General features: G+C 61.2%; 1 protein-coding gene. It reads right to left on the bottom strand.

Going from position 1 to position 356, the window contains the following annotated elements:
* On the bottom strand, positions 1-351 hold a 351-nt coding region (locus CAPSK01_RS15465), incomplete at its 3' end, for a Druantia anti-phage system protein DruA (protein WP_273703806.1).
* Positions 352-356: the final 5 nt, after the last annotated feature.

Below are 356 nucleotides of genomic sequence, written 5' to 3'. Positions count from 1 at the left end.
GGTGCCGCGATGGCGGGGTGTTTCCACGAAGGTTTCGACGAGCACCGGGCGGTAGCCGTATCGGTGGAGCCAATCGTTGGGGAGTTGCCGCTGGATGACTGACAGGATCTTCGATGCCAAGCCCTTGGACTGTATCCACGGCAAGATCAGGAAGCGGGCGTTGTTGACGACGAGCTGCAGGTTTCTCAGCCGCTGCGCCTCGTCCCAGCCGATGAAGTGATCGCGTGGCGCGAGTTTCCAGGCGCTGGCGCCGAAGCTCAGCAAGGCCAGCAAGCGCTCGCCTTCGTAGACGAAATAGCGCATCTGACTACCGGCCATGCGCGTGTAGCCCAGATAATGATAGCGGGCGATGTACT

Origin of the sequence: Candidatus Accumulibacter vicinus (assembly GCF_000584955.1) — a bacterium.
In the GTDB taxonomy this organism is placed as follows: domain Bacteria; phylum Pseudomonadota; class Gammaproteobacteria; order Burkholderiales; family Rhodocyclaceae; genus Accumulibacter; species Accumulibacter vicinus.
This window is presented reverse-complemented; position numbering and strand designations above follow the sequence as displayed.